This is a genomic window from Mesorhizobium sp. WSM4845 (assembly GCF_055811455.1).
Genome location: NZ_JBVVQA010000002.1, coordinates 76,559 through 101,806, shown reverse-complemented (window position 1 = coordinate 101,806; position 25,248 = coordinate 76,559). Strand labels below are relative to the sequence as shown.

The window sequence follows — 25,248 nt, the reverse complement described above, 5'->3', positions numbered from 1 at the left end:
TAGAGGCGATGGTCGCCCATCGCCCCCCTCACAGATCCCGACGTGCAGTTTTCCCGCACCGGGCTCTTCCACCAGGTTACCCAACCGCATTCGCGCTTTAGCGCCAGTTGTGCACGATCCGCGGTGCCGGGAGCGGGACGCGCGCCAGGGTGGCTCTGAACCGGTCCCAAGGGAGCTTGGGGCGTTGCCCCCGCCGCCGAAGCACCCACAGCCACCCCCCGCGTAACCTGGAGATGAAAGCGTGTGATGCGTTGCCGGTGATGCCGAAGTAGGCGTACTGCCCACGCAAGACGGCGCCGAGCCACCGGGCCCGGATGGTGTCGTGCCGTCATTTCTTCATCTTCAGCCGCTGTTCCTTGAGTTTGCGGACCAGTCGCTTCCTTTGCGTCTTCCGTTTCACCATGAAACGCCCGCTCCGGCTCACCCCGCAGTGATGCGTGAAGCCGAGAAAGTCGAACGTCTCGGGCCGTTTCTCACCGCGCCGCTGCCGATTTGCGGCAGCGAACCGTCCGAACTCGACCAGTCGGGTCTTGCCCTCATGCAGGCTTAACCCAAACTTGGCGAGCCGTTCCGGCAGCGCGGCAAGCATCTTCTGCGCGTCGTCCCGAGCCTCGCATAGCAGCAGATAGTCGTCGGCAAAGCGGACGAGGCGGACATGCCGCCGCGCCTCCCGCCGCTTCCATTGCGCCACCCACAGGTCGAGCGCGTAATGCAGGTAGATGTTGGCCAGCAGTGGGCTGATCCCGCACCCTGCGGGGTGCTCTCCACGGTTTCGGCGTACACACCGTCCTCCATCACACCGGCCCGCAGCCACAGGCGAACCAGCCTGAGGATACGAGGATCGGCGATCCGAAGTTCGAGCATCCGTATCAGCCACGCGTGGTCCACGCTGCCGAAAAAGTTGCGGATGTCGACATCGACGATCCAATTGACACGCTCGCTGATGATCGCCGCCGAGACCATCCGCAGCGCATCATGGGCGCTACGTCCAGGGCGGAAACCGAACGAGTCGTCATGGAAGTCAGCCTCATAGATGGCGCTCAGCAGCTCGGCCGCCGCGCCCTGGACGATCTTGTCCTCGAGCGCGAGCAGGCCAAGCGGCCTTTGCCCCCCATCGGCTTTCGGAATGTAGGTTCGCAGCACCGGCATCGGCCGATACTGGTTCGCCTGGAGACGGGCATGGAGCGCGCGGAGATTGCTCTCCAGGTCCCGCTCGTAGTCCGCCACCGTCACTCCGTCCACGCCGGGCGCCGCCTTCCGCCTCAGCCGCCGGAACGCTCGTTCGAGCGCCGCGACGTCGAGATGGTAGAACTGCGCCGTGAAGCGGGTCTGGCGCGACTTCGCGGCCGCCTCGTTCACCCGGACGAGATGCGCGTGCAGGGGTTTCCAACTCTGCGTCTGGACCTGCCCGTTCTCGCCGAGGCCAAGGCCGATCTCGCCGCATGGCTTTCCAAATGGTCGGCCCGCTACCCACGACTGACGACATGGGTGGAGGAGACCATCGAGTACACGCTGACCTTCTTTCGTCTGCCACGCCAGCACCACAAGCATCGCAAGAGCACCAACATGCTTGAACGGCTCAACGAGGAAATCCGACGGCGCACCTATGTCGTGCGCATCTTTCCAAACTCACAGAGCTGCCTGCGCCTCGTCAGGGCGCTGGCCGCCGAAACCAACGAAAACTGGATGGAGGCCAACCGCTACATCAACATGGACGACCTGCGCGAGCACAAGAAGCTCGCCCTGCGGCAAGCCGCATGACCAGCACCATGGCCGCCCTTTTTGCAGAACTTGACGCACACAACCCAGCCGGAGCATGCGATGGGGCTTCTCAGGTTCTCATGCCATCCCTGCGAACGTGACCTGGTCTCCGACCCCGGCGGCCCGCGCGCTGCTCGCCAGTTGCGCAGCGCGCGGTGTTGCCTTCGGCAGGATGAACAGCCTCGGCGACCGCGACCAACCCATTACGTGGCTCAATACAGACCCCGTTCGCTTGCTATCTACGCTTAGCCCGTTCCGTTACCGGCGGCGGACCCAAGACTCGCTACCGGGCGCATGGCTAGCGCTTACCCGGGCGGGACTTCCACCCGCTGGACACCATGAACTTCCTGACGCACTCACCCCAAGGCGAAGCAAAGAGCGAAGCGAAGCGGCGCAGACCTTGGGATAACCGAGCTGCGGCGGATCAGGGTAAAAGCGTAGCGATCCTTCGCGCCCCCTCTGTCCTGCCGGACATCTCCCCCACTTGGGGGGAGATCGGCCGTCATCTCCGCTTTCGCCAACCACCAACCTTGCAAAAAGGACGCTGCCCGCGAAGCTGCCGATCTCCCCCCTCGTGGCCTCGTGGGGGAGATGTCCGGCAGGACAGAGGGGGGCGCGAAGGATCGCTACGCCAGGCGACGCGTGCGCTGCTGCAGATCGTCGGCTCGATCATCATCCTCATCGCCGTCTGGGCGGCCTCGGCTTTATGATCGGCCATGTGCTCGATCCGCTGACCGCCTATCTGGCGACCAGCCCCGGCGGCATGGACTCGCCATCATCGCCGCCGCCCACAGCATGTCGCCTTCGCCATGGCGCTGCAATCGGCCCGCTTCCTCGTCGTGCTGCTGGTCGGACTGAGCTTGGCGCGGCTGGTGGCGGGAAGTCTGAAGGAATAAAGGGCAGTCTGCGGTTGCAAAAAGACCTGCGGCGCTGTCACATAAATGGACCGCAATCTGCTTGCGGCCGCTGAACGACCAGCCCGGTCGCTCAGAATTGCGTCGGGCAGCATAGGAAACGCCAGTCGCCGGCCCACTTGCAGGGCTCCGAATCGAGATTAACGGCGCAAGTCGCCGAGGGATTGCGCGTCGGTGCTCCAGCCGGGCCTCGCCTCTATCACCTTGCAGCAGCGCGTCTATCACGCTTCAGTCAGGAGGTTGTTCGAAACGCCAGATAAGCTACGGTTCCAAGACTCGTCAAGTTCAGTCACGAGAATTCGACCCGCGCGAACTTCGTCCGCGCAAAATGCTCTCTCTCTCTCTCTCTCTCTCTCTCGTCCGCAGATGGTGATTATCGTAGCAGCTTAGAGTAGCGCCCCGGCTCTGGTTCTTTTATAGACGGGGTATTCCCCCGGGGACCTGAACATTTAACATGCACACCAGAGTCGGAAGCGCGGATTCGCACCTCATTGGCTATCGGGCGGACGTCGACGGCCTGCGCGCGATCGCCGTCATTTCGGTGATAGCTTTTCACTTGTCGAGATCATGGCTGCCGGGAGGCTATCTGGGCGTCGATATTTTTTTCGTACTCTCGGGATATCTGATCACCTTGATTTTATGGCGTGAGGCGCTCAAAGGGCAGTTCTCGACAATACGGTTCTATGAGCGCGGATCCGCAGGATCATGCCGGCTCTTCTCCTCCTGCTGTTTTTCACCACCATAGCCGCGATCGTCTTGCTGCTGCCTGCCGACTTGATCGGATATGGAAAGAGGATGCTCGCCACGCTCGGCTTTGTGGCGAATATCTATTTCTGGCGAGACACGGATTATTTTTCGAGGGCTGCAGAGGCCAAACCGCTTCTGCATGTCTGGTCATTGGGTGTCGAGGAACAGTTCTATATCGTTTTTCCCCTGCTCATTGCGGCATTTGCCCGCTTCTGGCCGCGCGCGACCTTCCCCGCAATCGCACTGCTCACTGTCCTGTCCCTGGCCGCCAATTGCCTGGCGCTCCGGATTGGCGGCGCATCGCCGGCATTTTTCCTGCTGCCGACCCGGGCATGGGAGCTCGGCACCGGCGCCATGGTAGCTCTTTTGCCACCCAGCCTAGCACCGCGAGGCACCACCGCCGGCCTGCTCGGATCGATTGGAGCTGTTGCAATCCTGATTGGCATCATCAACCCTCTTCAGACGTACGGTTCCATCCCGGTCGCGCTACCTGTGGTCATTGGTGCAATGTTTTTGATCGCCGCCGGTCAGGCTCAGCAATCGCCGGTGAACCGGTTGATAGCGACCCCTCCGCTCGTCTTTGTCGGATTGATCTCCTATTCGCTTTATCTCTGGCATTGGCCCTTCATCGTCTTCTCGCAATATTATCTCGTCCGCGATCTCAACATCGGTGAGATTATGATTGCCGGGGCGGGCATGGCCATCTGCGCCATTGTCTCATGGCTATACGTCGAGCGCCCCTTCCGCAGTCGGGCTATATCGGCACGAAGCGTGTGTCTGGCTGCTGCCGCCGGCGCCAGCGTGCTGGCGGCAATTGCGTCGGCGCTGATCTGGTCGAACGGGCTGCCCGGCCGCATCAGCGGTGAGGCCGCAGCCATCAATGCGGCTGTCGGAACCAACTATATCGTTGCCCGGTCCCAAATTTTCTCCGGATAGGCCAGTCTCGCGCCTGTGTGCTGAACCTTCCCTCTCGCAACCCTTCTGACGCAAAGGTTGTTTTGTTGGGCAATTCGCATGTACAAATGTATGCGCCTGTCTGGGAGTCCATATTTATCGAGAGGGAGTTGCCCGGCCTCCTGGTTCCGGCAAACGGCTGCCTGCCGACAGTGTCCGTCAACATCACGCGTGAGTGTATCGATGTTGCCGCTGGCAATCTGCATGAACTCGGCAAGCTTTCAAACGCCAAGACGGTGATCGTTGGTTTGACCTGGACGCATGCCGAGGACGGGCTGGTCGATGCGAATGGAAAGACGGTCGACAATCGGGACGACGCAGAACTCGTTCGCGGGCTCGACGATCTGATCGGCCGCATGCAGGGACTTGGCAAGAAGGTCGTTCTGATAGGCCCGATCGCCTACCCCGGCTGGGACCTCCCTTCCGAACTGAGCCGCGATCTCGCCTTCGGCCGGTCTCCTGAGAAACTGACCTATCTGCCCGCAGAGGAGTTCCAGCGGCAGTACGGGGCAATCATCCAGCATTTCGAGAACCGCAACAATATCGGCTTCGCGCGGCCCGACACGGCGCTGTGCGATGCAAGCCGATGCAACTATGTGGTGGACAGGCGATCCATATTCGCCGACGCCAGCCACATCGCCAAGGCGGAACTATTCCGCTTCCGCGCCATCTTCAGCGACGCACTGGCCACGCAACGCTGAGCTTTCTGTATCGATGGTCAGGCTCTCCACAAGGCCTTCACCTCGCCGCAATCTCGGTTCCTTGATGTCGATGTTTCGTTTGCTTGCCGTCAGGCTGGCGAGTGACGCTCGGTTGAAGACAGGCGCCGAATGCGGTGCGATTGCAGAAAGGCGCAAGCGCCGCATGCCACCGGATAACAAATTCTCCTCCACCCGCCGCCACCTGCTGACAGGAGCGCTTGGAACCGTGGCGGCCTTGGCGGCCGGATCTGCCGCCACCTCGCCCGTCGGTCAAGTCGAGCGTCCCCAGCCCAGATACCCGTACGCGCCAGGCGGCTTTGTCGTCTTCGGCGCCGACGGAACGGACGTAACCGCTTTCGTCAAAGCCATGGCCCGGATCGCGGCCATGGGAGGCGGGACACTGATGTTCCGACGCGGGGTCTACAACTGGTCCTCGGCGGACCTGAGGGCCCTGGGCCACCTCGGAATTGCAGTTCCGGCCAACTGCACAATCGACGGCAACGGCTCGGTCATCAACATCACCGGATCAGACCAGATCTTCTATGTCTTCACCGCCACCGACGTCTCCAGGGTCGCCGTCGCCGATCTGACGGTCATCGGCAATGGCATGTCGACCGGCTACAACACCGGCGCATTCATGAAGTTCGGCCTGAGCGCGGCTGCGACGGCAGGCGTCGACACTTTCACGCTGGACACCATCGAACTTCAAAACTTCAAGGCTCCCTGGTGGGTCTTCGTCCACAACGAAAGCCCCTCAAACTTCGAGATCCAGCACGTACGCGTGAACGGCCTGCGAGGCATTTCGCGGCCGGGCAACTCGCTGGACCCGACGAGCATCGGCGTCAACGCCGCGGTCATCGCCTTCGTCAGCATCGCGAAAGAGCCGGCCGACGCCGCCCGGGCGATCATCCGCAACGTGGTGGTGACCGACTTCTACGCAGAGGCGGCGCATATCAAGCAAGGCATCATCTTCGACTACAATGTCCACGACAGCGAGATGCGCGGCGCCGTGGTCCACAATGCCGGGCAGATGGGAGGCCATGACGACACCGGCTGCTATGCTCTACAGGTGTATGGCGCCAACAACCGCAATACGCGCATCTCGGATCCGGTTCTGATCTCACCACGCGATAATGGCGTCTATGCGGTCAACGGCTCCGGTCTGGTCATCCAGAACGCCACGGTGCGCGGACAGACCAGCACCGCCGACGCGACACTGCCCAAGGCCGGGATTTCCAGCAACAGCGTCCGGGACGTGGTGATTTCCGGAGGAACCTTCAGCGACAACGCCACCGATCTTTCCTTGGTAATCGGTGACACCGAGGCTAACGTCAGCGTCCAGAATGTGCGCTGCACCGGAGCCTCCAAGGCGGGTATACGGCTGCTAGGCGCCAAGGCCGGTGTCGGCGGTGCGACAATCACCGGGGCACGGGTCACCGCCGGCGCGACGGGGCTGGCGCTCTATTCGCCAAACGATATCATTCACTACGTCAATGATGTGCGGGTCGCCGATAGCGAATTCGCCACCACAAACCTCATCGCGGTGAAGATCTCCTCCTCCCCCACTCCGGCTCGCAACTGGAGCTTCAGCAACGTGACCTGTACGTCGCGCGGGACGCCGTTCCAAGCCTATCAATTCGGCGGGCGGATGACCATCCAGGACATGCGGCTGGTGCTGTCGGGTGGTGGTACGGCAGGGTATAGCGCCTTCCGCTGTTTTGGCGCCGGCACGATGATCGTTGATGGCCTGACCATCGCCGACCAAAGCTTGGGCACCACCATGGACACGCGGGACTTTTTCGGATCCCTGACGAACGTCCGCTCGGAAAATTCCACTACCCAGCCGGTCGCCGCTTCGGCAGGAACGGCCCGGCCGACATTTCCCGGCTTTCCAGGCGCTCGCATCCAGAACCTGGCGCCGGGTGCGGGCGGGCACCGCGAGTGGCAATGGCGGGATGGCGGATGGGTTGAGGTGGAGTGATCGGTGCGTGCTGCGCGACTACTTCCATAGATCAATTATAATGGAAAGCGGGCGTGGGCGGTCAGAGACGCGAGGATCCCTGTAGGACGTCCGCAACACCCGACCATAGGATTCGTCGACGGGCTTGATGATCGCGCTGCCGTCCGGGCCGTACCCCTCAAGCACGTCCCGTTTCGAGAACGGACTCGCGGATGCCAGCGCGGTAACGCTTTCATAGGTGGGGAACCATAAATGCCCGCCGCCGGTGACGACGCCATTTTCATATTTACCGCCACCGACAGGGTCGAATACGAAGCGATCCCCATCCTTGACCGAGCGATCCCGGTAAACATCGAAGCGATAGTCGGGCACGCTCATCCGGAACAAGCCGCCGGGCTTCAGCACGGCATGAACATACGCAAAAATCTGCGGCAGTTTCTCGTAAGCTACGTGTTCAAAAACGTCTTCCGATTGATAGATGTCGATGCATTCCTTCAGCGGCATCGGCTGGGTCACGTCGTGGTTGATATTGCGAGGCGACGGGCTGAACGGCGTCAGTCCTATGTGCGTATGAAACTGCGGAAGGTTGCGTGTCAGCCGGCCCGCATAAAGCTTGCCGCACGATCGCGCCATGTCCCAGGTTGCGATAGGAAGCCCCCAAACTGCCAGCCGTCTTTCGACCTCGTCGGCGATCTTTCCAAGCATGTACATCTCCAAAACCAGTCATCCGACAAAGGCTATCTTCGCCTGCGGTCTCTGTATCCTAGTGCACGTCGCCAAAGCTGCGCAGCGGTTCTGGGATGTTGAGATGTGTCAAGCAAAGGCAAGCGCACGCGTAACCCCCTAGGACGAACGCGCTTGCGCAACTTATAGCGCCAAAAAACGGACCCGCCAGCCCTTTAGAGTCTGAACTTCGGTTCGACCGTGACTGCAGCAGGTCTGGCGATCAGTTCCTTCACCGCAAAAGTCTGGATGGGCGCGCCTGTTCCCCGTAGGGCAAGCGCCAAGGCTTGCGCGGCATTCGAGGCGGTGGCGCACCATATGCTATCATCAGCACCATCATCAGGCCTCCGCCGGTGACGAGACTGGTGAAGAGCGACGTGTTTCCCATAGCCATAATGAAAGGGATCGAGACAGTCGCCGCGAACGGCAGCCTGTCGGGGGTGACGACCTTGTTTGCCAGGCTGAGAAGCACGCCGACAACAATGCCCATAATGACGACACCCATCATCCCATAGGCCGCTATTCCGTCAGTGGCCCAAAAATGGGAGTTGGCATTGAACCCGGTGCCGCCGACGAGGCGGGCGCCAACCACGTATCCAAGCGGCGCCTTGTACGGGTAGTCAACGATCAGGTTCAGGATGTTGGCATGCGACCAGTAGGTCAGCGCACTGCTGGAAAACACATCCGCATATACACCGGTCATGGCGCCCTGAATGCCGAGAGTCCGGATATAGATCAAGGTGACAATATCCATCATTGTGCCGCTAGGCTGGTAGCTGGTGGCTGCAAGAAGTCCGAGCACAAGCAACGCCAGCGCAGCAAAGCCGAATGCAAGTCGCGGTGCCGAAATGCGGCCTTTCACGAGCGCGAAAAAGTAAAAGCCGAACGTTACCACAATGATCACCAGCATTATCTTTCCCGCGAACGCCATAAACACGACAACCTGCCCTGCGGCACCGACTGCGATCGCCCATCGCCGTGTGCGGTCGAACAACCCAACCGCCATAAGATACGGGTTCATTGCATTCGAGAGCCATCCCGTCAGATACAGTGCGAGTGTGCTCGTCTGGGTTTCGCCGAACCGGGCGCGCTGCTCGTAGAGTTCGCTCATTCCGGAGAACGACATCATTCCCCTGTACGTTCCGATGTAGAAAATGATGGCAACCACATAGAACAAAAAAAAGACAAAGAAGAACGCGTTGGCTGGCAGCTGGCGAATGAGGGAATACGACTGGAATCGAATCATCTTTGGGATGTATATGATGAACAAAAATGATACAGTCAATGAAAGCACCAGTGACATCGCGTCAAAACTGATGTATCCTTGCATTGATACAATAAGAACAGAAGGTACAAATATAGTTAGATAGAGCATCCAGCAAAAAAAATCAGAATACCTTGTTATTGAAATAGGAAGGATAAAAGCGAATAAAGCGATTATACAGTAGGTAAGCTTCATTCGATCTTGATCGTAGACGTACGTGAAACCTATATAGTAGAAACTAACACCCCAATCGACATAGATATCCACGAACAAGACGACGTACACCGCCACCCAAAACAGGACGAACACCCGCGTGTAGCTAATATTCTGCGGTCGCAGGTATTCCAATTGCTCCATCTCCGTCGAGCTGATATGCGGCGTGTGTCACGCAAGCCTTACTGCCACCAAAAAGGTGCGTCCATAACTAATTCGTCCTCCCGCCCCTCATTCCTGGCGCTCGACTTGTTGCGGGCTGGAGCTGCGCTGGTCGTCATGATGGCGCATCTGAGGGGGTATTCGCTGCCGGCCTACGGTGCGCTGCCGGCCTCTGACAGAGGTTTGATCACCGCCCTTTTCTACACCGTCACCCGACCTGGGCATCCGGCGGTGATGGTGTTCTTCGTGTTGAGCGGATTTCTCGTGGGCGGACAAGTCATCCGTCACGTGCGGGACGGACGCTTCGATCTCCAGCGCTATGCCGTCGATCGGGCTACCCGGATATTCCTCCCGCTGGTCCCGGCGCTGTTGCTGACGGCCCTTGTCGCAATCAGCGTCGGCTCCGCCTTTCCGATCCAGGACATTGTCGCGCATATCGGTGGCCTCAACGGCGTCGTCGTCCCCACCGTGCGGGTGAACGCACCGCTCTGGAGCCTTGCCTACGAGATCTGGTTCTACGTCCTGATGGGCTGCGTTGGATACGCGTTTTCGCGACGCTCTCTGCCCGCCTGGTCGTTCGTCGGGCTCGGCGCCACCGCCTTGGTGTTCAGCGTCCTCGAAGCTCAATACTTGCTGTTTTGGCTGCTCGGAGCGCTCGTAGCCGCTTACCCGCCGCGATCATTGTGGGTCGCGTGTACAGGGCTGATAGCCTTCATAGGCGGGATTCTTGTTTCGCAGATGATCTCGGATGGCGGGCCATGGGCCGGATACGCAACGGGCCCGGCTGACGCGATCATGTGCGCTGGGCTCGCCGCGCTCCTCCCCGCCCTCTGTCACAAGCGGGTGAATCGCATCCTGGAGCCCGCAGCGTGGCCGATCCGGAGCTTGAGCGCGATGTCCTACTCGCTCTACATCTTTCACTATCCGGTGCTCGTCTACCTGACCGCCAACTATATGCCCGCGACGCCGGGATTGGGCGGAGGAGGCATCGGATCGCTGGTCATTAAGGGTGCCGTCTGCTTCGTAGTGTGTTTGATTTTCTATCTGCTCTTCGAGCGAAGGACGGTCGCCTTCCGCAATCGGATCAACGGCACGGTTTCGGCCTAACCCTCAACGCCTGTATCGGAGCGTATCGACGCCCCGAAGCAAATAGATTTGGCATCATCGCCCACCACTTTCGCGACCGCAAAGGTCCCCCTGGATACATGTCGGGGCGCGTCACCAGCTCCGCCGCTGCGCCCCCGGTGCAGTCGGGTTGCTACGCGTCGGTAGGCGGTTCGGCGATCGAATCATTCCGCTATACCAGCTCGAGAAACCGCTCAAATTGTCGCTTCTTGCTATATTCTTCACGAATCGCGCGGTGCCCGGCCGAACCGATCGCGTCCCAACTTCCATCATTCAATTGCCGTTCGATTCTTTCCGTTGCGTCCTGCGGCTGCTCATAGACGGCCATGGTTTCACCATCACGCATCGGTGCGGGATAGATACCGGAATCAGAGACCAGTAGAGCCCCAGCTCCCATCGTTTCGAAACAGCGCATGTTGCCACGGTCAGGGCCTGCCATGTCGATCGAGGCATTGACCACGACCTTGGCTCTTCCAAGCTGTTCATACATAGCGCGTCCGAACACAGGGGGAGCGCTGACGTTGCGGATCGCACGCGGGCGGCGTACCGCTTTCAGAGGACCGAACCAGCCAAGCGGCGTCTCGGCGAGTGGCGTGTAGCGGGACAGGTCCAAATGGAAAACAACGCGGCGGCGGCTAGCAAGACGTGCGACAGCTTCCAATATCTGCCTTCGGCGCTGGTGATGGCGGCTGTAGCCGCCGAAGAAAAGGACATCGATGTCCCTGTTGCGATTCGCGGCCACACTGTCGAGTTCCGGATCGTGAGCCGGGAAGAAGTGAGCGGTCCTGGCGCCCTGCTCCTCCCAAAGCTGTCGCATGGACGGAAAATTGCAAAGCACGAGATCATAGCCGGAAAAGTCAATCTTGCCTGGTGCGGCTCGCCAGGCAATCTTTCGCTTCACGTGCCCAGGTAAGCGGCTCACAAAAGCGGCGTCGTAGCGAAATGGGTCGAGATTGTAGAAGACATCCGTCTTGTGATGCTCGATCTGGGCAAGAAGGATATCGGCCAGCGGCGTGTCTGGACCAAGCCCGTTTTCGCGTGCCCAAGCCCGCTGCAGCGATTCGTCGTCGCCATTCGTAAAGAACGCCTCTGGATGACGGCCGAGTACCGGCAAAAGAATATGTGCTGCGCCGTAACGATCATTCAAGAACACGTCCTTTTGCTGTTCGAACCCGCTGATCTCCGCGACGAGACCGGCAAGTCGGGGTCGATAGCTTGAGGCGATCCCGGAGTTTTGAAAAATTTGCATGGCGCCGTTCTTATTGATCTGGTGTGTAGCTAGCGGGCGGGTTTTGTCGCGCTGATGACAAAACCGGAACAGAAGATGCGCCAGTTCAGGGCCGCGCAAAGATTCTCGAACAGAGCGACGGAAACGTAGGCCGGCAGGAAGAAAGCAAAATAATCGCTGGCACGGTAAAATGGCTTGGCGTCTACCTGGACGAAGCCTTGGCTGCGAAACACCTTCGCCATATCAGAGGGAGAGCAGTGGTCGAAGAAGGCCGGGTAGCCAGTAACACCGACTGCAGCCGGCCTAAGGTAGGGAATCAGCCATTTTTGCATAACGGGTCCGACGAGCCGCAACGCTACCGAATAGGGGTGCCACTTCGACGGGATATAGTGGTGCATCACGCCACCTGGTCTTAGCACCAAAAACATCGAACGCGCCGCCCCCCTGTTGTCCGGTACATGCTCCATCAATGTGATCGAAATGAGCATGTCTGCTTGAACCTCGACAGGCTGCTCGATGGACTGCACAACGAAACGATCATAGATGCGATAGCAGTCTGGCTTTTCCTCGATGTCGAGACCGATATAAGTGAAGCCCTTACCCCGCTCCAGAAGCGGCCGGTCGATCCCACCGACCTCAAGGATCGCCGATGGGCTGCGGCGCGCAATGTCGTCCGCAATACGACGTTCGAGCTCCGCTTTGTAGGACGGCGCGCCAAAAATTCCGGGAAAGCGGCGTTCGAGCCAGGCGGCGGCGCTCCTGTTCCAGCCGATAAATCTCTTGAGAACCACCGCACCACCTTTCCTGCCAACAGTTTTACTGGGAGACAGCATTACTTTGCTACCCTAAGCCTCATGCCAGGACCCGTTCGCCCTTTTCTGCCTGCAGGCTTACCGCTCTCGTTGCGCGGTCGCAGAATGCAAGGTGAAGAGCGTAGCTGACGGCAGTGGCTACACCGTACCAGATCATGACAGTTGTCGGATTGCCGACGCCCACCCAGCTGAGCCAGCCGAAAACAAACAGGGTGAAAATAAACCGACTCAACTCCCAGGTGAACTGAAGCGACTGACGGTCGACAACGACAAGAGTCATCGTCAGCGCAATGGCTACGAAACGCACATAGGCGATCGGAAATCCGATGGCGCAAAGCTTGCCCGCCAATGCCCAGTCGGCGCCGAAGACGAGGGGGACGACGCTTGCCGACAGCACCATTCCAATGAGCGTTGGCACCAGGCCGACAGCAAGAAGGTAGAGGAGCGAACGTCGAAATGCTTTGTTCAAACCTTGCTTGTCAGTACGATAAAGTGTCGAGAATTCACCGGTAAAGACCTGCGAAATGGCCAGCGCGATGATCGCGACGGGCATCAGGATGAACCGTTCGACGAGTGCATACTGCCCCGCGACGTTGAGATCGAACAGCGCCAGAAAGGCGAATGGCGCAACGGCCGCGCTAAGCGCGGACAAGAGCGCCCCCGGGAATGTGAGAAAACCATACTTCTTGAAGCGAACCGCCGTAAGTCTCATCGTTGCAACGGAGATGGGAGAGACCAGGGTCCGCCAGAGCTTGCCGCTCCCGCGCAAAATAGCGACACTTCCAACAATTCTTCCGAACGCGTCGGCCAGGACGAGGCCGATTCCAAAGAAAGGCAAGACCGCGCAGCCGAGCGCGCTGATCGAAAAGCCTACCGATTGCGAGATCTTCGAGCGGGCGCTGAGACCGTAATTGCGCTCGCGGATCGGCAGAAAGGCCAGCATTTGATAGATGCCAGCGACAATCATCGCGCCGGGCACGATAAAAATAATGTCCCGCAGAGGCGAAGCGCCACTTGGGATCAACAGATCGACCACGCCGGCGACAAGAAAACCCGCCACCCCGGTCAAAATGCACAGTCGAAACGTGAACTTCAGCAGGTTGTCCAAAACCCTGCCTGATCTTGCTCCCAAAATCGCGACCTCGTAGCGAAACGCGGAGAACATGATCGCCACGTTCATTATGGACAAATAGATCTGATATCGGCCAAACGATTCCGAATCGTATAAACGCGTCAAGGCTGGGAGAACTGCAATTGCAATAAGTTGCGCTACAACCGAACCTGACAGGACGGTCAGGATGCTTTTAAACATTCCGAACCGCCAAGTATTAAAAGGGGGACAATTTTTGCCTGAGACAAAGCCTGGCCGGCAAACGGCGGAACGGTCGGGGAGAGCCAATTTCCCGCGCTAGACAGCTCCGCAATGAGGTTCAGGAAATAAGCTCCGATCGGCTTTTTCTTGGGCTTATCCATCGGTGGCAACGCCACCGTGAATCGCGAGACTCGGTAGTCGCATGTCCCGATGCATATACATCTCGGGGCACACCCGCTAGGCATTCCGCGCCATAGTGCTCAATGAGCCGCCCGCCTCGACGACCCGCAACCGAGATTGCGGCATCTAAGCGAGATGATCCTTGCCAGAGTGCGGCTTTGAGAAAAATTGTCCGAGTTTGCGCATTGGCTTGGCAACGAGCGCGTAGTCAAGAGGACCTGATCCGAGCCAGCGGCGGCGTGCCCGCAGCGCTTCCAGGTTGTGCCCGATGTGGGAAGCAAGGCTTCGCGTGCTGGCCCCACCAACCATCATGTCCACCAACACGTGGCCGGTCGCAGCGGTCTGGAATCCGTGGAGTTCAACAGCTCTCAACATCCAATCATAATCCGATGCCACTTTGAGGCTGAGATCGAATGGACCGACCGCGTCCGCAACCTTCCGCCTGACGTAGAAGGTTGGATGGGCGGGCATCCATCCGGTCCGAAAGCCCTTGGCGGGTCGGGCCGCAGCACGCCAACGGCGTACGACCCGCTTGCCCAGATGGTCTTCGACAAAATCCAGGTCACCATGCACGATGTCGGCTGTTTCGAGCCCTGCGGATATCCGTCGCAGCGCTGTGCGATCGTGAAAGCAATCGTCTGAATTCAGCACGCCTACCGCGTCTCCGGTATAGAGACCCAGCCCCTTGTTGAGTGCATCATACATTCCGCTGTCGGGCTCGCTGATCAGCCGGATCTGGTCCGGAGGGTAAGACCGGACAATTGACAACGTCTCGTCCGACGAATTCCCGTCGATGACCACCAGTTCCTTGTCGCCATGATCCTGGGCCAGGAAGCTGTCGACCGAATGCCGGATCGTCGCCGCCGAGTTCCAACAGACGGTCAAGACAGAGATTTTCATACCGACCCAAACTTCACTACTGTGCCGCCACGCGAATGCGATCCTCGTCCAGGCGCCGATGTTCGGATTCCCGCCTTACCGTTTCGAGGTCGGACTGGATCATCTCCTGGACCATCGTGGCGAGCGACGTTGTCGCCTTCCACCCTAGAACGCGCTCCGCTTTCGAGGCGTCGCCGATCAGAAGCTCTACTTCTGTCGGTCTGAAATAGCGCGGGTCCACCTCGACCAGAACGGCGCCCGATTTCGCGTCGATGCCTTTTTCGTCGACGCCGGAACCGACCCACTCAATCTCAGTCCCCACCTCGCTGAATGCAAGCTCGACAAAACGGCGGACCGAGTTCTTCACCCCGGTTGCAAGAACGTAGTCGTCTGGCACGTCATGCTGAAGAATTCGCCACATGCCTTCGACGTAATCGCGGGCATGGCCCCAATCCCGTTCAGCCGACAGATTACCGAGATAAAGCTTGTCCTGAAGACCGAGGCTGATTGCAGCCGCCGCACGCGTAATCTTGCGGGTAACGAAGGTCTCGCCGCGCATCGGGCTTTCGTGATTGAACAGGATGCCGTTGGAAGCATGAATTTCGTAAGCTTCGCGGTAATTCACGGTGATCCAGTAGGCATAGATCTTTGCCGCCGCATATGGCGACCGAGGATAGAAAGGCGTCGTCTCCCGCTGCGGGATTTCCTGCACCTTGCCGTAGAGCTCGGAAGTCGATGCCTGGTAAAAACGCGTCTTTTTTGTCAGGCCAAGCAGCCGGACTGCTTCGAGGAGACGCAATGTGCCGATCGCGTCGGCATTCGCGGTATATTCCGCGGTCTCGAAGCTCACCTGGACATGCGATTGCGCGGCGAGATTGTAGATCTCGTCTGGCTGAACTTCCTGGACGATACGGATGAGGTTGGTGGCGTCGGTCATGTCGCCATAGTGCAGCGACAGCCTTACGTCCTTCTCATGCGGATCCTGGTAGAGATTGTCGATGCGACCGGTGTTGAACGACGAGGACCGTCGCTTGATGCCATGGACGTCATAGCCCTTTGCCAAGAGAAGTTCCGCCAGATAGGCGCCATCCTGGCCGGTGATGCCGGTGATAAGGGCGGTTTTTCTGGTCATTGTGCTTCTCCAAGGTCGATACGACGATATTTCTCAACGCTGATCAGCGTGTCTTTAGACATTACAATACCCATTCAAAAACTGGAGATGTGCGGGTTGCCGCTTTATCAACGCGCGCCAAACCCTGTCAGCATGGTCCGGATGGTCCGAAATACGATCAGCACGTCGAGCCACGGGGAGAAGTTTTTGATGTAGTAGAAGTCGTAGTGAAGCTTCTCCAGAACGTCGCTTACCGCCGCGACATGACCTTGATTGACTTGCGCCCATCCAGTGATGCCAGGCCGGACGATATGCCGGTATCGATAGAACGGCAGCTCGGCCTCATACCAGTTGGAGAGTACGAGTGCTTCCGGGCGTGGCCCGATCCAGCTCATTTCGCCGCGCAATATATTGATAGCCTGCGGCAACTCGTCGATCCTGGACGTTCTCAAAAAACGCCCGACACGAGTGATGCGCGCGTCGCCAATCTTCGTAATAGCCTCTTCCTTCTCGTCATTGGAAGCGCGACCGAGCTTCATCGTTCTGAATTTATAGACCTCGTACGGATTTCCCCGGTAGCCCATTCGCTTCTGTCTAAATAGCGCAGGTCCGGGTGAATCGATCTTTATGGCAATCACCAAAAACACTAGTAATGGCGAGAACACAGCAAGCACAAACAAGGCAGACAACCAGTCTATTGCCTGTTTCATTTTCAGATAGGCCTGATTTGGATTCAACGACCCCAATGTATTCTCAGACAAATGCTCGATTTCAACACGGCCTGTGAGCGATTCTCTTATTTGTTTCACATGATAGACTGGCGTTCCCGACAGCGCGCGGTCGGCGATGTATCGCTCCCACTCATCGGAAAGATCGGCCCGCAGATCAGCAACCACGCCGCTGGCATACTCGACAATTGTGTTGGGCGAATTAACTCTGTGCCAGCTCACACCTTCGATGCTCTGCAGCCGGTCGACATCCCCTCCCGGAATTATGGCAAGCCGGTATGAGTCCATCCGCCGCGTGGCTAGGCTCAAGCCAAAATACCACAAGGTCGATTGGATGAAGCTGGCTGCCGCTTGAAATCGACTATAATCGAACCTGAAAAAGAAGATGGTCACGAACACAAGGCCGTAGGTCAGGGCGAATGTGGGAAAGATGTAGCCAGCCGCGGCGACGCCGGGGAAGTTGCCGATCCGCTTGTAAAGCATGTAACCCGTGGTATGAGCGACGAATGCCGCAAAAATGGTGGCCTGCATGTTCGATGACCAGATTACGTGGGGATCGACCGACATCCTGATGAGAGCCGGCAGCAGAATGGCGAATATCAATCCGCCAAGCAGCTGAAACCGCATCCGAAGCAGGAGATGCCTGCGATTGGGCAGTTGGATGGTGGTGGTGTTCAAATTGCCACTCGCGAACCGGGTCCCACGAAAACCTGACATTCACCTGACAAGATGCCGCTCTCGGCCAACGCTCGAATAGGCTATGCCTTCCTTCACGACATCCTCACCTCGGTAAACGTTGCGAAGGTCAACCATCACTGGCATCGCCATGAGTGCACGGAGCCGCTTGAGATCCAATGACCGAAAGGCATTCCACTCGGTGACGATCACTATCGCATGGGAGCCGTCGGCTACCGCGTAGGCGCTGTCCCCGAATTCAATGCCGTCGATCAGCTTGCGCGCCTGCTCCATGCCGACCGGGTCATACGCCTTGATCGAAGCGCCCGCATCCTTGAGCGCCTGAATGATGGCTAATGAGGGGGCGTCGCGCATATCGTCGGTGTTTGGCTTGAACGTAAGGCCGAGGACGCCAATGGTCTTGCCGCGAACCGAGCCCCCGCAGGCATCGACCACTTTGCGCGCCATTGCCCGTTTACGCTGGTCGTTTATCGAGACCGTCGTTTCAATAAGCCGGATGGGACTTGCCGCGTCCTGCGCGGTCTTGACCAGCGCCAGCGTATCTTTCGGGAAACAGGAGCCGCCGTAGCCAGGCCCGGCGTGAAGAAACTTTGCGCCGATGCGATTGTCCATGCCGATGCCCCGCGCGACGTCCTGCACATCGGCTCCCAACCGCTCGCAGAGATCGGCAATTTCGTTGATGAAGGTGATCTTCATCGCCAGAAATGCATTCCCTGCATATTTGGTAAGCTCCGCCGTACGTCGGCTCGTATAGAAAATCGGCGCGGCATTCAGCGAGAGCGGACGGTAGACCTCGCCCATCACTGCCTTGGCCGCTGTCGAGTCGGTCCCGACAACGATGCGATCAGGCCGCTTGAAATCGTCGATCGCCGATCCCTCGCGAAGAAATTCCGGATTGGAGACCACCGCAAAATCGGCCGTTGGATTCTGCTCGCGGATAATTCGCTCGACCTCGTCACCAGTACCAACAGGCACCGTCGATTTCGTCACAACGACCGTAAATCCCTTCAGCGCCCGGCCTACTTCGGCCGCCGCGTCATAAACAAAGGATAGATCGGCAAAACCGTCGCCACGTCGCGACGGCGTGCCCACGGCAATGAAGACGACATCCGATTTAGAAACCGCATCCGCCAGATTGTCGTCGAAACGCAAGCGACCTTGCAAAGCGTTGGTCGTGACAAGTTCCTCGAGCCCTGGCTCATAGATTGGTATCTTGCCGCCCTTGAGCATGGCAAGCTTTTCTGGATCGCGATCAATGCAGCAGACCTGATGGCCAAAGTCGGCGAAACAGGCGCCCGAGACAAGCCCGACATAGCCGGCGCCAATCATTGTTATTCGCATGCCACGTACTCCCAATCGGCGCGGATGAGACGATCTCGCAGAGCGCGAGTCTTACCAACCGACGGCTACCGCACTCCCGGGTGAATCCCGAGAGCGGATACCATAACAATTTACATACCGCGCCGCCTTGATGGTGGCGCTACGCGATCGCGACGAGTTCCCTTGAATCCAGGTCGACAGGGATCTCGCCATTCATGATGGCAACCAGAACCCGGGCCCTTCCAGCCGGATCGAGCCGGTCAAGGCGACCGATCATCTCCGCGAAAGGGCCCGAAAGAATCCGAACCGAAGCGCCCGCAGTAAGGCCTCCACTGAAATCAAGCAAGCCGTCCTTGTCGGTCAGGGCAATGAACCGCTCCACCAGCCCCGACGGGACCGGCAATGGCCGCTCGCCCTGCATGATGAGGGAGCGCACACCGAACGTCCCGTTGACCGAGCGCCACCGCTGCAGCGCGACATCGAGGGCGATGAACATGTAACCTGGAAAATAGGCTGCCGGTCGCGTCTCGACGCGCCGGGCATGACGAATGGTCCTCTCGCAGCGAGGGATAAACGGGCGAAAACCCTGTATCCGGAGATGCCGTTCGGCGACGTCTTCTTTTCCCGGAAAAACGCTGGCGGCATACCAGCGCGCTGCGGCGCCGGTTGCGGGCCGCTGTGGCAACACAGTCGCCTTAACAGTTGTTTTTTTCGAGGTGATCACAAGTATCCTTCTCGGCGGTCTGGCACGGTCGGGGCAAGCGTTACGACAGCGCCAAGATACCAGCAAGCAACCATATCGCGAGAATCGATGCGGTTGGTCGAATCCTGTTAATTGTCCACTACTTTAGCTGCGCCTAAAAGTCATCGCGCCGCTTTCTTTTTTAGCTATCCAGCAGCGGTATCGAGCAATTGTGTCGATATGTAGCTGCCTGGTTACGCTGACTCGCGACGAACCGCTGGCTCTTCTGGTCCTTAATCAGTCGATTTGAACATAGTGTGACGGTGTCGTTAGCAAAGTGTTACCGACCGCTTGGCGGCGGCTTGCTTTGACGAGAACTCGAGGCAGGCCGTCGCTGAAACGGGACCCATTCCACGATCTGTGGTTGCGTGCTCGATCAGTGCCGCGCCCGATCTGTCGACCAGAGTTCAGGAGCGTTTGAGCAGCGACCAGACGGCCGGCACAAGGCTCGCCGCCAGGCCGACCTTGATCAGATCGCCGACGATGAACGGCACGACGCCGAACTGCCATGACTTTTCCGGGCCGATGAGCAGCGCCAGCCAGGCAAAGCCCATCGCCATCATGACGATTTCGGCAACCAGCATCGCGTTGAAAAGCTTGACCGGATGGCGATCCCAGCCACGATCGGCGGCCCAGCCAACGATCGCCGCCATGACCACGAAGCCGGCAAGATAGCCGCCGGTCGAGCCGAGCATGTAGGCAAGGCCGATGCCCTTTTCCGGCGTGCCCTGGAAGACCGGCAAGCCCATCGCGCCCTCCGCCATGTAGAGAAGCAGCGTGGCGACGCCGAGGCGCATGCCGAATGCAGCTGATATCAGGAACACGGCCAGGGTCTGCATCGAGATGTCGACCGGTCCGAGCAAAACCCTGGTCTTGGCCGACAAGGTCAGCACCAGTGTTCCAACGATCGCCAGTAAAAGCTGCGTCGCCAGGCGGGCCGCGCCCTTTTCAGGCAGAGCGAGAGAAACAAGCGGCGTCGTTGCAATTGCCATGGTCTTCCTCATTGCGGACTGCCGCAGATCGCGGCCTTGCGTTTTCCTATATTGGCTTCCGTGTTATGCGGCAATCGGTTTTGCCGACATCGGTTTTGCCGCCTCTGGAACAGGGCTGAACTGCCATGGCGCTGAAATTCGACACAGACTTCGACCCGGCCTACGGCCAGGGCGTGAAGGTTGCGCCTGACGTGGTTCGGATCACCGCGAAAAATCCCAGCCCGTTCACATTCTACGGCACCAACAGCTACATCGTCGGGCGCGAGACGCTGGCGGTGGTCGATCCCGGGCCGGATGACGAGGCGCATCTCAAGACACTGCTCGAGGTGATCGCAGACAGGCCGGTCAGCCACATTTTCGTCAGCCACACGCATCGCGACCATTCTCCGCTGGCAGCGCGGTTGAAGCAGCACACCGGTGCGATTGTCCTGGCCGAGGGTCCGCATCGGCCGGCGAGGCCGCTGCGCATAGGCGAAATCAACCCGCTCGACGCCAGCGCCGACACCGCCTTCAATCCGGATATCGCGCTTGCCGACGATATGGTGGTCGACGGCGACGGCTGGGCGATCAGAACGGTGCCGACCCCGGGCCATACCGCCAATCATGCAGCCTTTGCGCTGGAAGGAACCGGTACCCTGTTCTCGGCCGATCATGTCATGGCCTGGGCGACCTCCATCGTTGCGCCGCCGGACGGCGCCATGGCCGACTATATGGCCTCGCTGGAGCGGCTGATCGAGCGCGACGACCGCCTGCTGCTGCCCGGCCATGGCGGGCCGGTGACGGCGCCGCGCAGCTTCATGCGCGCGTTGAAGACGCATCGCAGGATGCGCGAGCAAGCGATCCTGGAGCGGATCAGAAGCGGCGACCGGACGATCAAGGAGATGGTCGCGGCGATCTATCGGGATACCGACCCGCGCCTGCACGGCGCGGCCGCGCTGTCGGTGCTTGCCCATCTCGAGGACCTGGTGGGGCGCGGCCTGGTGAGCACCGACGGCGACCCTGATGTCGACGGCATTTTCAGCCTGCCTGGCTAAGCTCCCGCCAGAACGCGCACTCCGCTCCTGAAAGCTCAGAACCGGCTGGAACGCTCTTCCGGTTGAGGCGACTTCAGACCCTGGCAAGAGCATTGCGGATTGACCGGAAGTCGCGCGGCGGTCTCCAGCGCGACAAGCGAGGCTGTCATCGAGAGATTGGGCAGCACGTCCTCCTGCAGCAATTTCTGGCGGTTGCGGTCCATATAGTCGTTAAAGCCCGCCGTGACGAACGCACAGGGCACGAAGCAGGCGCCGATCTCGCGCGCCAGGGTCGCCTCGGGGCCGATGGAGTGGTTGAGCACATCCGCCCCCATGCCGCGATACGCCAAAGCCTCGGCGGGCGTTGTCAGCCGCGGCCCATAGCAATGGGCAGCCACCAGCTGCTGTTCGATGCCATGGACGCGGGATGGCCACTGGCGGCGGGCCGTTTCGACCAGAACCGCCGCACATCTTGGGCATACGATCTGCTTGCCCGAACAGTCAAAACTCTGGCGATCCGGAAGCAGTGAAAACGGGGTCTGCGTCAGTTCGATGATATCGGCGGGCACCACCATGTCGCCGGGTTGGATCGCCTTGTTGACGGCGCCAACGGTCGAGCAGGCGAGGACTTGCCGCACCCCCGCTTGCATCAACACCCAGAACGCGCGGCGATGGCAGGAATGGTCGATATGGTCGCGGGGATTGCCGTGCGAATACATGCACAACGCCCGCTTTGCTCTGCCTTCGGCTGAAATCGAGGCATCGAACTCGAGCAACTTCCAGTTGTCGGAACGACCGAAAGGCGTTTCAAAACTCATGTCGCGCCGCAGCGTGCGCACGCCCTCGACTCCGACATCTTCCGGGAAGGCAAGCCCCCAGTTTGCCGACCCGGTGATGACGGCCAAGCCAACCTGAGGGATGTCAGTCGATTGATCCGCCGGAGCACCGGCCGCGTGATGATTTTGGGGCATGCTTCCAGTCTCGGTCAGGATTTTTGGCGAACGGCCACGATCACGACGACGACCACAACAATAGCGGTCCACAATGTCGAGATCGCCGCAATGGTCGGATCGATCTGATCGCGCAGCGAGATGAACATGAGCTTCGGCATCGTGCTGTTGCGACCACTTGCGACGAAGATCGAAATCACGGACTCATCGAGCGACGTCAGGAAGGCCATCAAGGTCGCCGACAACAGGCTGAGCCGAAGTTGCGGAACGATTATTCCGCCAATGGCCCTGGCCCAGTCCGCGCCGAGGCTGCGCGCCGCCTGAACCTGGTTCCAGTCGAAGCGAGCCAGGGCCGGCAACAACACAATGCACGCCACCGGAACAGCCAGCACCACATGTCCGACCAGCACACCGAACAGCGTTCCGACCAGACGTTGCGCCGCCAGCACAAAGAAGAGGCCGATCGCCAGCAGGATTCCGGGGGTGACCGAGGGGGTGAGCAGGACGCCCTGGATGGAAGCCGCGGTCTTGCCGCCCAGCCGATTCATCGAGATGCAGGCGAGCAGCGCAAAAGGCACCGCGATCAGCGCCGTCAATGTCCCGAGGATCAGGCTGGTCCTGAGCGCTGCCATCCACGTCGCCGAGCCGAAGAAGTTCTCGTACCAGCGCAACGAGTAGGCTTGCGGCGGAAACTCGAGGAGGCTGGACGCCAAAAACGAAAGCGGCACCACCACGAGCGTCGGCAACATCAGAAATGCCATGACCAGAGCAGCAAAGCTCCACAGGACGATACGGGCGAGCCTGTTTTGCGGATAGGCTTCAAGCATGGGAGGCTGCCGCTGCGTTCTGGGCCAGCAGGCGGCGTGCCGCCAGTAGCATCACACCGATCAGCGCCATCAGAACGAGGAGCAGAATGCCCAGGACGCTCGCCGATCCCCAATCCTGAAAGGTCGATAGCGCACGCTCGATCCGGGTAGAGAGAGGATTTACCTTGCCGCCGCCAAGCACCGCCGGCGTGATGAAGAAACCGATGGAATAGATGAGCACGATGACCGAGCCCGAGAAGATGCCGCCGGCCGAAAGCGGCATTATGACGGTGCGGATGACCTGCCCGAGCGTGGCTCCCATGCTCGCTGCCGCGCGAACGAGGTTTGGGTCGATATCGCGCATCGCGGCATAAACCGGCAGCAGGAAGATCGGCAGCATGTAGTGAACCATGCCGATCAGCGTTCCGGTGAAGTTATAGACCAGCGGCAAAGGCTCCGCCGTCAGGCCAGAACCAGTCAAAGCCGCGTTGATCAGGCCATCACGCCGCAACAGCACGAGCCAGCCATAGGTGCGCACCAGGATGGCGGTCCACAGCGGCAGCATGACGAAGGCCATCAGCACGTTGGCCACCCTTGGCCTGGCGCTGGCCAAGGCGAGCGCCAGCGGGGTGCCCAGAAGAATGCAGATCGCCAGCGTGCCGAGGGACAGTTCGAGGGTGGTGACGAGCGCCGACCATGTCAGTCCGCTCGAAAGCACTTTCGCGTAGTTGCCGACAGTGTACTCACCGCCTGTGGTCAAAAAAGATTGCCGGATGATCCAAAGGATGGGCAGTATCGCCGCCAATCCAACGATGATCAGCGCCGGCAGCGAAAGCGAAAGGAAAAACCGCCGCTCGCGGCGCGCATCCGCCAAGAGCGCTGGATCCGCGGTGACGGTCACGCCAGCGCTCCCGGTATCGCGTGAATCTTCGCTGCTGGTGCATAGGCGGTCATCCGCTGACCGGCGGCAAGCTCGGCGCAACCGCCGGCCAGCGCTGCCGGAATGCAGACAAGGACCTCCTGGCCACCGTCGAGCGCCAGCGTCAAAAGCCAGTTCTCGCCGCGGAACGCCTTGGCGCGCAGTGTTCCTTCGAGAGCCACTGCGTCTGCCCCGGCGAGCTTCGCATCAAGATGGAAGCTTTCGGCGCGAATCATCAGGGTTTCGCGTGACGCTTCGGCGCCATCGATCCTGCGCACCGAGCCCGGCGCCACAATGTTGGCCTCGCCCATGAACTCGGCGACGAAGCGGGTCGATGGACGATCATAGATCCGCTGCGGCGTATCGATCTGCTGGATGCGGCCAAAATTCATCACCGCAATCCGGTCAGACATGATCAGCGCCTCGCGCTGGTCGTGGGTCACGTAGATTGTGGTGATGCCCAGATCATCGTGCAGACGCCGGATTTCGTACTGCATGGTTTCGCGCAGATTCTTGTCGAGCGCCGACAGCGGCTCATCCATCAGCATCACACGCGGCTCGAAGACGATAGCCCGCGCCAACGCCACCCGTTGGCGCTGGCCGCCGGACAGTGCGGCAACATTGCGCTCCGCCAGGCCATCCAGCTTGACGCGGGCCAAGGTGGCAAGCGCCCGCTGACGCGCCTCCGCTCTCGGCGTCTTGCGCAGCGCCAGCGGATACGCGACATTCGCCAGGACGTTCATGTGGGGAAACAAGGCGTAATTCTGGAATACGATGCCGATGTCGCGTTTGTTGGGCGCCAGACGGGTGATGTCGCGATCGCTCAACAACAGCTTGCCGGAATCCGGCCGGACAAAACCGGCCAGAGCCATGAGCAGCGTGGTCTTGCCCGATCCCGATGGCCCCAGCAGCGTGAGGAACTCGCCAGCTTGAATGTCGAGCGAAACATCATCCAGTGCGACGTAGGACCCGTAAGCCTTGCTGACGCTGTCGATGGTGATCGGGAGCGACTTCATCATCTGCTCCAGCCTTGTCA

General features: G+C 59.7%; 21 protein-coding genes and 3 pseudogenes. 7 read left to right on the top strand and 17 right to left on the bottom strand.

The annotated features are described in order from the left end of the window. Window positions 1-328 precede the first annotated feature (328 nt). Window positions 329-1,149: pseudogene (locus AC0L2C_RS02725) on the bottom strand (reverse transcriptase domain-containing protein). A 264-nt stretch (window positions 1,150-1,413) separates the two neighbouring features. Between AC0L2C_RS02725 and AC0L2C_RS02720 the strand changes: the two are divergent. The 5 genes and pseudogenes from AC0L2C_RS02720 to AC0L2C_RS02700 all read left to right on the top strand — a co-directional run. Next, window positions 1,414-1,761, top strand: a pseudogene (locus AC0L2C_RS02720) (transposase); the annotation flags it as partial. A gap of 1,368 nt (window positions 1,762-3,129) precedes the next feature. Next, window positions 3,130-3,420: an acyltransferase family protein gene (locus AC0L2C_RS02715; protein ID WP_473522636.1), complete on the top strand. Its 291-nt coding sequence runs from the start codon at window positions 3,130-3,132 to the stop codon at window positions 3,418-3,420. Then, window positions 3,381-4,358 carry an acyltransferase family protein gene (locus AC0L2C_RS02710; protein WP_473522635.1) on the top strand — a complete coding sequence of 326 codons (978 nt, stop codon included), beginning with the start codon at window positions 3,381-3,383 and terminating at the stop codon, window positions 4,356-4,358. The genes AC0L2C_RS02715 and AC0L2C_RS02710 overlap by 40 nt, the downstream gene beginning before the upstream one ends. 17 nt (window positions 4,359-4,375) lie before the next feature. Then, window positions 4,376-5,077: an SGNH hydrolase domain-containing protein gene (locus AC0L2C_RS02705; protein ID WP_288142236.1), complete on the top strand. Its 702-nt coding sequence runs from the start codon at window positions 4,376-4,378 to the stop codon at window positions 5,075-5,077. A gap of 163 nt (window positions 5,078-5,240) precedes the next feature. Then, a complete protein-coding gene (locus AC0L2C_RS02700) occupies window positions 5,241-7,058 on the top strand; it encodes a right-handed parallel beta-helix repeat-containing protein (protein ID WP_473522634.1) in 1,818 nt (605 codons plus the stop codon). A gap of 18 nt (window positions 7,059-7,076) precedes the next feature. Here AC0L2C_RS02700 and AC0L2C_RS02695 read toward each other — a convergent pair whose 3' ends face one another. After that, the gene (locus AC0L2C_RS02695) at window positions 7,077-7,742 is read right to left on the bottom strand and encodes a class I SAM-dependent methyltransferase (protein WP_288142237.1); all 666 of its coding nucleotides are present in this window, start codon (window positions 7,740-7,742) and stop codon (window positions 7,077-7,079) included. Window positions 7,743-7,992: 250 nt separating this feature from the next. Then, a complete protein-coding gene (locus AC0L2C_RS02690) occupies window positions 7,993-9,372 on the bottom strand; it encodes a hypothetical protein (protein WP_473522800.1) in 1,380 nt (459 codons plus the stop codon). Window positions 9,373-9,396: 24 nt separating this feature from the next. On the opposite strand from AC0L2C_RS02690, the gene AC0L2C_RS02685 reads away from it, so the two are divergent. Further along, window positions 9,397-10,506, top strand: coding sequence for an acyltransferase family protein (locus AC0L2C_RS02685; RefSeq protein WP_287065258.1), 1,110 nt, complete (start codon window positions 9,397-9,399; stop codon window positions 10,504-10,506). Window positions 10,507-10,696: 190 nt separating this feature from the next. Here the strand turns inward: AC0L2C_RS02685 and AC0L2C_RS02680 are convergent, their stop codons facing one another. The 10 genes and pseudogenes from AC0L2C_RS02680 to AC0L2C_RS02635 all read right to left on the bottom strand — a co-directional run bounded on the left by AC0L2C_RS02680 (window position 10,697) and on the right by AC0L2C_RS02635 (window position 20,524). Further along, the gene (locus AC0L2C_RS02680) at window positions 10,697-11,872 is read right to left on the bottom strand and encodes a glycosyltransferase family protein (RefSeq protein WP_353685252.1); all 1,176 of its coding nucleotides are present in this window, start codon (window positions 11,870-11,872) and stop codon (window positions 10,697-10,699) included. Beyond that, window positions 11,803-12,585 carry a methyltransferase domain-containing protein gene (locus AC0L2C_RS02675; RefSeq protein ID WP_473522633.1) on the bottom strand — a complete coding sequence of 261 codons (783 nt, stop codon included), beginning with the start codon at window positions 12,583-12,585 and terminating at the stop codon, window positions 11,803-11,805. The genes AC0L2C_RS02680 and AC0L2C_RS02675 overlap by 70 nt, the downstream gene beginning before the upstream one ends. A 19-nt stretch (window positions 12,586-12,604) precedes the next feature. Next, on the bottom strand, window positions 12,605-13,876 hold the full coding sequence (locus AC0L2C_RS02670) for a lipopolysaccharide biosynthesis protein (protein WP_128248005.1): 1,272 nt from the start codon (window positions 13,874-13,876) through the stop codon (window positions 12,605-12,607). Then, entirely contained in the window at window positions 13,858-14,037 is a 180-nt protein-coding gene (locus AC0L2C_RS02665) for a hypothetical protein (RefSeq protein WP_128248006.1), read from the bottom strand. The genes AC0L2C_RS02670 and AC0L2C_RS02665 overlap by 19 nt, the downstream gene beginning before the upstream one ends. Window positions 14,038-14,182: 145 nt before the next feature. Continuing rightward, window positions 14,183-14,956, bottom strand: coding sequence for a glycosyltransferase family 2 protein (locus AC0L2C_RS02660; RefSeq protein WP_128248007.1), 774 nt, complete (start codon window positions 14,954-14,956; stop codon window positions 14,183-14,185). Between the two features lie 30 nt (window positions 14,957-14,986). Next, window positions 14,987-16,067: pseudogene (gene gmd, locus AC0L2C_RS02655) on the bottom strand (GDP-mannose 4,6-dehydratase); the annotation flags it as partial. A gap of 107 nt (window positions 16,068-16,174) precedes the next feature. Then, window positions 16,175-17,452 (bottom strand): sugar transferase, encoded by a 1,278-nt coding sequence (locus AC0L2C_RS02650; RefSeq protein WP_473522632.1) that lies wholly within the window; start codon window positions 17,450-17,452, stop codon window positions 16,175-16,177. 39 nt (window positions 17,453-17,491) lie between these two features. After that, window positions 17,492-18,811, bottom strand: a complete 1,320-nt coding sequence (locus AC0L2C_RS02645; RefSeq protein ID WP_128248010.1) for a UDP-glucose dehydrogenase family protein — start codon at window positions 18,809-18,811, stop codon at window positions 17,492-17,494. Window positions 18,812-18,950: 139 nt separating this feature from the next. Continuing rightward, the gene (gene nusG, locus AC0L2C_RS02640) at window positions 18,951-19,478 is read right to left on the bottom strand and encodes a transcription termination/antitermination protein NusG (RefSeq protein ID WP_287246604.1); all 528 of its coding nucleotides are present in this window, start codon (window positions 19,476-19,478) and stop codon (window positions 18,951-18,953) included. 461 nt (window positions 19,479-19,939) lie between these two features. Continuing rightward, complete coding sequence (locus AC0L2C_RS02635; RefSeq protein ID WP_287065171.1) at window positions 19,940-20,524, bottom strand: biotin transporter BioY; 585 nt, start codon at window positions 20,522-20,524, stop codon at window positions 19,940-19,942. 125 nt (window positions 20,525-20,649) lie between these two features. Between AC0L2C_RS02635 and AC0L2C_RS02630 the strand changes: the two genes are divergently transcribed. Next, a complete protein-coding gene (locus AC0L2C_RS02630) occupies window positions 20,650-21,558 on the top strand; it encodes an MBL fold metallo-hydrolase (protein ID WP_473522631.1) in 909 nt (302 codons plus the stop codon). Window positions 21,559-21,593: 35 nt separating this feature from the next. Here the strand turns inward: AC0L2C_RS02630 and AC0L2C_RS02625 are convergent, their stop codons facing one another. The 4 genes from AC0L2C_RS02625 to AC0L2C_RS02610 all read right to left on the bottom strand — a co-directional run bounded on the left by AC0L2C_RS02625 (window position 21,594) and on the right by AC0L2C_RS02610 (window position 25,228). Continuing rightward, the gene (locus tag AC0L2C_RS02625) at window positions 21,594-22,508 is read right to left on the bottom strand and encodes a phosphorylase family protein (protein WP_287238842.1); all 915 of its coding nucleotides are present in this window, start codon (window positions 22,506-22,508) and stop codon (window positions 21,594-21,596) included. Between the two features lie 14 nt (window positions 22,509-22,522). Further along, a complete protein-coding gene (locus tag AC0L2C_RS02620; RefSeq protein ID WP_473522630.1) occupies window positions 22,523-23,221 on the bottom strand; it encodes an ABC transporter permease in 699 nt (232 codons plus the stop codon). Window positions 23,222-23,306: 85 nt separating this feature from the next. Continuing rightward, complete coding sequence (locus AC0L2C_RS02615; protein WP_287238837.1) at window positions 23,307-24,194, bottom strand: ABC transporter permease; 888 nt, start codon at window positions 24,192-24,194, stop codon at window positions 23,307-23,309. Then, a complete protein-coding gene (locus tag AC0L2C_RS02610) occupies window positions 24,191-25,228 on the bottom strand; it encodes an ABC transporter ATP-binding protein (RefSeq protein WP_287238835.1) in 1,038 nt (345 codons plus the stop codon). Before AC0L2C_RS02610 ends, AC0L2C_RS02615 begins: the two co-directional genes overlap by 4 nt. Window positions 25,229-25,248 lie beyond the last annotated feature (20 nt).